The organism is Methanoculleus chikugoensis (assembly GCF_900095385.1).
In the GTDB taxonomy this organism is placed as follows: domain Archaea; phylum Halobacteriota; class Methanomicrobia; order Methanomicrobiales; family Methanoculleaceae; genus Methanoculleus; species Methanoculleus chikugoensis_A.
Genome location: NZ_FMID01000010.1, coordinates 22,059 through 28,890, shown reverse-complemented (window position 1 = coordinate 28,890; position 6,832 = coordinate 22,059). Strand labels below are relative to the sequence as shown.

General features: G+C 59.0%; 8 protein-coding genes. 3 read left to right on the top strand and 5 right to left on the bottom strand.

The window, feature by feature from the left end; genetic code table 11:
- Positions 1–38: 38 nt before the first annotated feature.
- The 4 genes from L21_RS02090 to L21_RS02075 form a co-directional block, all read right to left on the bottom strand.
- Positions 39–329, bottom strand: coding sequence for a type II toxin-antitoxin system RelE family toxin (locus L21_RS02090; protein WP_305954465.1), 291 nt, complete (start codon positions 327–329; stop codon positions 39–41).
- A gap of 54 nt (positions 330–383) precedes the next feature.
- Positions 384–791: a hypothetical protein gene (locus tag L21_RS02085; RefSeq protein WP_074368847.1), complete on the bottom strand. Its 408-nt coding sequence runs from the start codon at positions 789–791 to the stop codon at positions 384–386.
- A 122-nt stretch (positions 792–913) separates the two neighbouring features.
- The gene (locus L21_RS02080; RefSeq protein WP_074368846.1) at positions 914–1,477 is read right to left on the bottom strand and encodes a hypothetical protein; all 564 of its coding nucleotides are present in this window, start codon (positions 1,475–1,477) and stop codon (positions 914–916) included.
- Between the two features lie 366 nt (positions 1,478–1,843).
- Complete coding sequence (locus tag L21_RS02075; protein WP_074368845.1) at positions 1,844–2,662, bottom strand: hypothetical protein; 819 nt, start codon at positions 2,660–2,662, stop codon at positions 1,844–1,846.
- Positions 2,663–3,633: 971 nt separating this feature from the next.
- Between L21_RS02075 and L21_RS02070 the strand changes: the two genes are divergently transcribed.
- Positions 3,634–4,119, top strand: a complete 486-nt coding sequence (locus L21_RS02070) for a hypothetical protein (RefSeq protein ID WP_074368844.1) — start codon at positions 3,634–3,636, stop codon at positions 4,117–4,119.
- 21 nt (positions 4,120–4,140) lie between these two features.
- Entirely contained in the window at positions 4,141–4,953 is an 813-nt protein-coding gene (locus L21_RS02065) for a winged helix-turn-helix transcriptional regulator (RefSeq protein WP_074368843.1), read from the top strand.
- Positions 4,954–4,965: 12 nt separating this feature from the next.
- Here L21_RS02065 and L21_RS02060 read toward each other — a convergent pair whose 3' ends face one another.
- Positions 4,966–5,895, bottom strand: coding sequence for a ribose 1,5-bisphosphate isomerase (locus L21_RS02060; protein ID WP_074368842.1), 930 nt, complete (start codon positions 5,893–5,895; stop codon positions 4,966–4,968).
- Between the two features lie 54 nt (positions 5,896–5,949).
- Between L21_RS02060 and L21_RS02055 the strand changes: the two genes are divergently transcribed.
- Positions 5,950–6,792 carry an HAD family hydrolase gene (locus tag L21_RS02055; protein ID WP_074368841.1) on the top strand — a complete coding sequence of 281 codons (843 nt, stop codon included), beginning with the start codon at positions 5,950–5,952 and terminating at the stop codon, positions 6,790–6,792.
- Positions 6,793–6,832 lie beyond the last annotated feature (40 nt).

Genomic DNA, 6,832 nt, shown 5'->3' with positions numbered 1-6,832 from the left:
TGAGGCAAGCCCGGCGCCCTCTTGCAGAGACCCCTCGCTCAGAACCTCCGATACACCTTGCTCCGATGCCCGACTGCGATGACATGGATCACCAGGAGGTCGTCTATGATCGAGAGAAGCACCCGGTAGTCCCCGATCCGGAGTGAGTAGAACGGGGGGTTGCTCGCTCCCTTCAATCTTTTGAGATGCTTCTTTGGGTCGGTTTCGCCGGCGAATGATGCAATCTCCTCGCCTATCCGGATTGCTAGGGGTCGTGGAATGCCCTTAAAAGGATGATGGGCTGCCTCGGTGAGACCACAAGGCCGGTTATTACTCCTCATATTCCTCATGCCCTCCTCTGGGTGCGGACCCTTCTGGCTCTGAGATTCTTCAAGTGACCACTCTTACGTCTCCGGGACAATCTTGGGGATATACGATGGATATGTCTCATAGACGGAGTATACCTTGCAGGAATCGTTGATCTGAACAACAATCATCGAGGCGGTCATGTGGTCGTCGGGGTCAGGATCCTGGAGACGAAAGACGATCTGGGTATAATTCATATCCTGTTCGCTATAGGTGCCTCGTGAGAACGCGATTGCGCCAATACTTTTGTTGCCCAGCAATCCGATGACCTTCGGGTCATTAAGCGCCACGGTCAGTATATTGAGGGACGTGACCTCTGCCGGGCACGTCCCTTCAGCCCCTGCTGTGGGGGCTCCATTCCGTGCTGTAATGAGATAACCGGCCCCGGTTCCGGCTATGAAGGCCAGTATTACGATACCGGCAGTCAACGCGTTTATGCTGGCCATGATGTTACCTGCTGCTCATTAGATTGCTACACCCTACAGGAGCCACCCCTCAAGGACATCAAATGAGATATCGCCGGGCACTTTTCAGAGATTATACGGTTCATCCTCTTTCGGCTGATCTCCTACCGGAAGATGAGATCCCCGCGCGACGAAGCGCTCTCTCCGCCTTTACTACACGCGATCTCCCAGTGGTACGCACGGGGACGCTCAGGCATGAAGTCCACTGACAGCGTCCCTTTCCAGTCGTCGTTGAAGAACGGGGTGTCGTTTATGGACCATGTATCTACCGCACCATCCGGCCCTTCCAGCCGGAACTCGGCTGTCTCTCCGATTGCACGGTTGGTGTCGGCGTATTCGCACTCCACGATGAACCGGTAAACCGATCCCGGTACATGGTTCTCGACGAACCATGAGCCTGCATATGCGGTGCAATCTGTCCCTCCTCCTTCGTCGATGACGAGCGAACCACCGTCGATGGGTATGATGTGGACCCATGTCAGGTTCCCGCCAACGGACATGATGGTGGTCAGGTCCGGATCTACGGGCGTGATGCGTGTCGAATTCCCATCGACAGGTATAATGTGGGTCGGATCGTTCTCTGCGCTGACCGGCACCACCGCCATACAAACCAGAAGCAGGCCGATGGCAGCTGCAGCACATATTCTGAAGATTTTGCTCTGTTTCATGATTCGATTCCCCTTTCACGCATGCTCCAGGAGGCCGCGGAACCGCAACGGCTATCCCTGTTCGCAGCCGCCAGCACCATCAGCCCCCGGGCACGCTGTGGGAGCCGGGGCCCGACGCCAATCGAGGTTCCCGGCCCTCGCGGGATACCGCATGCAGTATCACCGATTGAGGCTTTGTTGTTCCTCTTAATACCTTTTCTGTGCCGATCATCGACACGTCAGGGCATTCGAAGGTCCCGGAACCGGGGACACGATCTGTCCTGCATCTGCAGGAGCCTGATACTCCGGTACTCGGCCGGGATGCCGGCTGCAGGCCGGAGGCGAGCGTGCATCCCGGCGGTCCTGTTTTCTGCAGGGCCATGCTTCCTAAAACTGACCTGTCGTCAGGCTGTAGGTCCATAGGGCCGCAGAACCCACGCCATCTTCCCGCCTCTCTTCGCAGATACCATAGATTGACTGTGTCCCTTCATAATTCCCAACCCAGTCGACCGCATACTTGCCGGCGCCTCCCACCCGGCATTCACCTGGTTTCGGCCTGATCTTGCCCTGGTGGAGGACAAACTCCTTACTGATACTGTGACAGTCGGGACCCGAAAACTCGGGCCCGAAACGCAAGGTGACTGTATTCTCAATACCATGCATATCCGAGTCGGGGGCGTAGAATAACAGGGTTGATGAAGAGTTCTCGAACGCTACCCGGCTCCAGAAGTTTCGAAGGTTTGAAGCATCGTTCATCCAGATATCCTCGCGGTTTTTCGCAGTGCCCCACTGCCACCAGTAGTAATGATCTCTGCCCTGCTCGTCGGTCAGGTCTAACGCATAGAGGACCAGTGCATTGTCTGAGCCGGCCAGGATCGCCCCATCATCGTCCCGGACTTCCAGAGTGCTATTCCAGGCCGACAGATATCGGATATTCGATCCGTGAGATGGACCCTGGGTTTCGTCAGGGATGTGCAGTCTTAATGCACTCACGGCCTCCGGACCGTATTTCTGCTTCATCCTCTCAGCATAGGCCACGAACTCTTCTTCAGACATCCCTGAATTACCGGGAACAATTCGTAGCGTTTCCTGAGCAGTACTCGCAGAGAGAACCGCTTCTGCACCCCCGCCAGCGCAAAAGGCTGCGCCTGTGGTCAGCACCACCACGACGAAGATGGTGATTCCAAAGAGATGTCTTGGATTCATGGTTTTATTTCTTCTTTATACGCGTGTGCGTGGAAAAGGCCGTGGAACTGCAACGGCTATCCCTTCTGGATGCCAACAGCACCATTGCCCTCCGGGCACCCCGTGGGAGCCGGGACACGACGCCAATCGAGACACCCGGCCCCGCGGGATACCGCATGCGGTATCCCTGATGGAGACATCGGCGATGCTTCTCTTAACGTTTCTGTGCTCGCTCTCGAATTGTCAGCGGTGTATCCGGCTCACCGGTTCTCCTCGATTTACAGCGATGGCCTCTATTCACGAGCCGTGCGACCGATCTCCAGGGGAAATTGACCCTGCGCCCTCTCAGGGGCACGGAGGTCTGCTTCGGACCGGAATTCGCGACACCTCTCCCTGATCCGCAAATCCGGTTATTTTACGGAAGTACATCCGGCCCGACCGCCCGCGGACCGGCGATGCGCGCGCACCAGCCTTGCACGCACCGGGCAGTCCCACCTTCCGCCGTCACCGGATATCCATCCGCATGAGCCTTGTGTACGCGACGGCGAAGAAGACGATCGGACAGATGGTCAGCGCCGCAATGCTCGACCGATCCTGCCGGGCGTATCCTCGAGGATCGCTTCGGGGGAACCGTGAACCCGGGGATCGGAACTCCGGCGATAGCCGCACACTGCGAAGAACCAGCCGGGGTTCACGCCTCCTTGATGAGCGCGCACAATCCCCTTGTCACAGGTTGGTTTCTCCAGGGGCGCCACTAAAACTGCCGGTTTTTGACATCCCCTGGAAATTCTCCGGTATTGATCCTGAACCCCATTCCGGCCTTCAGAATTGCGCCCAGGGATAATTTCCACTGGAATGTCTCCATGTCGTCCGTATTGCAGGTATCAGAGGCTTATTCGATGAAAAAGGTGATGAGGACTTCCCGATGACGATTCGATGCTCAGCACAGAAAGTTTAAGGTCAGGGTTTCGGACGTAGTGCATGATGGTATCATGAATGTAACGAAGTGCAGTGCGCAGGTTGGAGAAAGGATTGTTGTTGCCTTGCTTGCCGGTCTCCTCCTCGTCTCCGGCGCTGCAGCCCTGCCCTGCACGCCCGCCGCCGGGATTGCGGTAGTTCCCGCCGACGATTTGAGCGACAGGGTGGAGCTCCTCCGGTCGGTCGGCGGCACGATACACCCGGGCGAGTACCAGACCATCTGGAAGTCGGTGCCGTCGGGTGTGAGGACCCTGCAGGTCTACCTCGACTGGAGCGGGCACCAGCATTCCGGAACCGATTCTCTCACCCTGACCATAACCCCGCCGGGCAGCGGCGTGCTCGGCCCGTACCGTGACGGTGTCGACAGAAGGATGGACGAGAAGATCTCTCTCGCCCTCTCGGGATCCGATTCCCTGCCGTCTGGCATGTGGAAGTTCCTGATCTTCGGGGAAGACGTTCCGGAGGAGGGAACGGATTATACGTTGAACGTAGGATATTAATCTTGAAGGAGTTCATTGTCGATGCGGGTTGAGTTGTACGGGAAGGTACCCTTATTCTTCTTGACCCTGCTTTTCTTCCTCTGGAACCCGGCAGGAGCAGTGATCATCGTCGAACCGGGCCCTGCCGAACTCCCCACAGATGTTACCTACATCGACGACGAGTTCTTCATGCCGCTCTGGTCCTACCCGCCGATGGAGTTGCTCACCATCCTCCTCCTCCTCCACTGCCCGCTCCTCGCGATGCCCTTCGAACTCGTCTATTCCGCCGGCGCCATGGCCTACCTCGGTTACCGGACCTCACGCTGCCCCCTGGACAACAAGAAACGGTCCCGGATCTACGCCTGTATCCGGGACCGCCCCGGGATCGCGCCCGCGGAGATTGCCCGTGTCACCGGGATCAACAGGGGAACCACCCGTTACCACCTCTCCCGTCTCCGGGAGGCCGGTCTGGTCAGTGCCCTGTATCGAGACGACAGGGTGGGCTACTTCCGAAACGGCGATTATGATACGGCCGAGAAGGTCGTATGCCTGCACCTCCAGAACGGCACACGTCGGCAGATTTTTGCCCTTCTCCTTGAAAAACCCGGCATCATGCAGTCGGAGTTGGCTGAGATCGTCGGCATCTCGCGTTCCACGGTCGCCTGGCACATGCGGCAGCTCACCGCAGACGGACTCGTCGAAGCGAATCGCGACGGCCGGGCGGTGTGCTACACGCTCACCGGCGAGGCACTGGCGCCTTCCGGTGTTCCGGATGGGGCAGCGGACATTACGGTATCTTTTCTTCCCTGGAACGGAACGGTTGCCGAAAGCCGTGCCGACTCCCCCCTCCGGTAGGGGAATCCGGGCCTACCGCAACTCCTCGATCTTCCACCCGAGATAATCCCTTATCACCGTGAACGCGAGCCCCGGCGGGATCGCCCCCTGCTCGGTGACGATCAGGTCGACGTACTCCGCGGGCGTCACGTCGAACGCCGGGTTTCGGACCCGGACGAAGGGGAGTTTCTCCGCCACCTCGCGGGGGAGCACTTCATAGGGATCCCGCTCCTCGATCTCGATCAGTTCCCCGAGGATTGTCCTCGGCGCGAACTTGTAGGTCTCGGCCGCGACGATGACGTTCGTCCGGGCCTCGTTTGCGGCGTGCGCAATCTGGGCGGTCCCGATCTTGTTCACCACCGCGCCGTTCACCGCGATAGCGTCGGCGCCGACGAAGACGAGATCGACGTCGTTGATGAAGTAGCGGACCGCCGAGTCGACGATGTAGTTCGTCCGGATACCGGCGTCGTTCAACGTCCTGATCGTGATGAGCCCCTGACCGCGGGGCCGGACCTCCGTCGCGTAGACCTCGATCTCCTTCCCCTGCCGGTGGGCCTCAAGGATGCACCCGAGCGCCGCCTCGGAGTTGCAGTGAGTCAGGAGAACGTCGCCGTCGGAGATGTGGCGTGCCCCGATCTCCGCTATCCGCTCGATTGCATGCTCCGAGTGTTCGACGAACTCCGCCGCCCGGGCAAGAACCGCGTCCCGTGCGGCCTCCACCGAGTCGAACGAGTCGAGCGCCCGCATCACGGAGCGCACAGCGTTCGGGAGCGAGACGGCGGTCGGCCGGGTTCCGGTGAGGAGATCGGCCGCCTTCTGCATCTCACGCTTGAAGGTCTCGGGGTCGGATACCTCGAGATTTCGGGCATAATCGGCCAGTGCCTCCACCGCTGCCCGGGCGATCCTGCCGGCGCCCCGGATCTCCATATTCTTTATGCTTGCTGCCGTCTCACTCAATACCATACGTCTTCATTGAAGAGAGGGCAAGAGACTACATAGACTTATTGACGTGAGAATATGTCGGTAGCCGTTGTTTTTGATAGCGCGGGCACACTTCTGCGGACCTACCGCGTAGCGCGCGACATCCTCCACGACGAGATGCTGACCGAGGTCGAGACCACGACCATCACCTTCGGGTCGGATGCGCGAGTGCTTGTCGTCCTCCACCTCCACTCCCGGGACGTCATGGAGGCGCCGGAGGACCAGTGCCTCTCCAGGTTCTTCCTGGAACAGTCGGTCGGATTCGGGGTGGCCTGTTCCCGCCGGGTCATCCCCGCCGAAGAGGTCGGGAATCTCCTCTACAACGATGAACGCGCCCGCATCGGCGACCTGCAGGCATGCATCCGACAGGTCTGGAGTTGCTGCAAGAGAGAGTCGATCGTCACCATGAACAGCGGCGTGATCCTGAACATGGACATCCCCGGCATCGAGTTCACGGTGACGACCGGCGGAAGGCCGTTCGAGGGCGCGAAAGAGACCATCACCGAACTGCACCGGATGGGCGTTCCCGCATACATCGCATCCGGCGACCGCGTCGCAAAACTCGAACGGATGGGCGACTACCTCGGAATCCCCCGGGAGAGGGTTTACGGTGTCGCAACCCCCTCGATGAAGGCACGGATCGTGGAAGACCTCAAAGAGCAGTACGATAACGTTGTTATGGTTGGAGATGCCATCAACGACCTGAATGCCTTTCGGAAAGCAGATCTCGCGGTGCTTACCGAACAGCAGTCGGACCGGAAACCGGCCGTCCTTTATGCGAGCGTGGATCGGGTGATCCACAACGTCAGCGAGGTGCCCGGTATCGTGGCAGAACTCCTCACGGATACCGCGGCGCCCGGGAAAAGTGCAACAATATAAACCCTAATATGATACCAGAAGAAGATTAGTTTAACGAGGA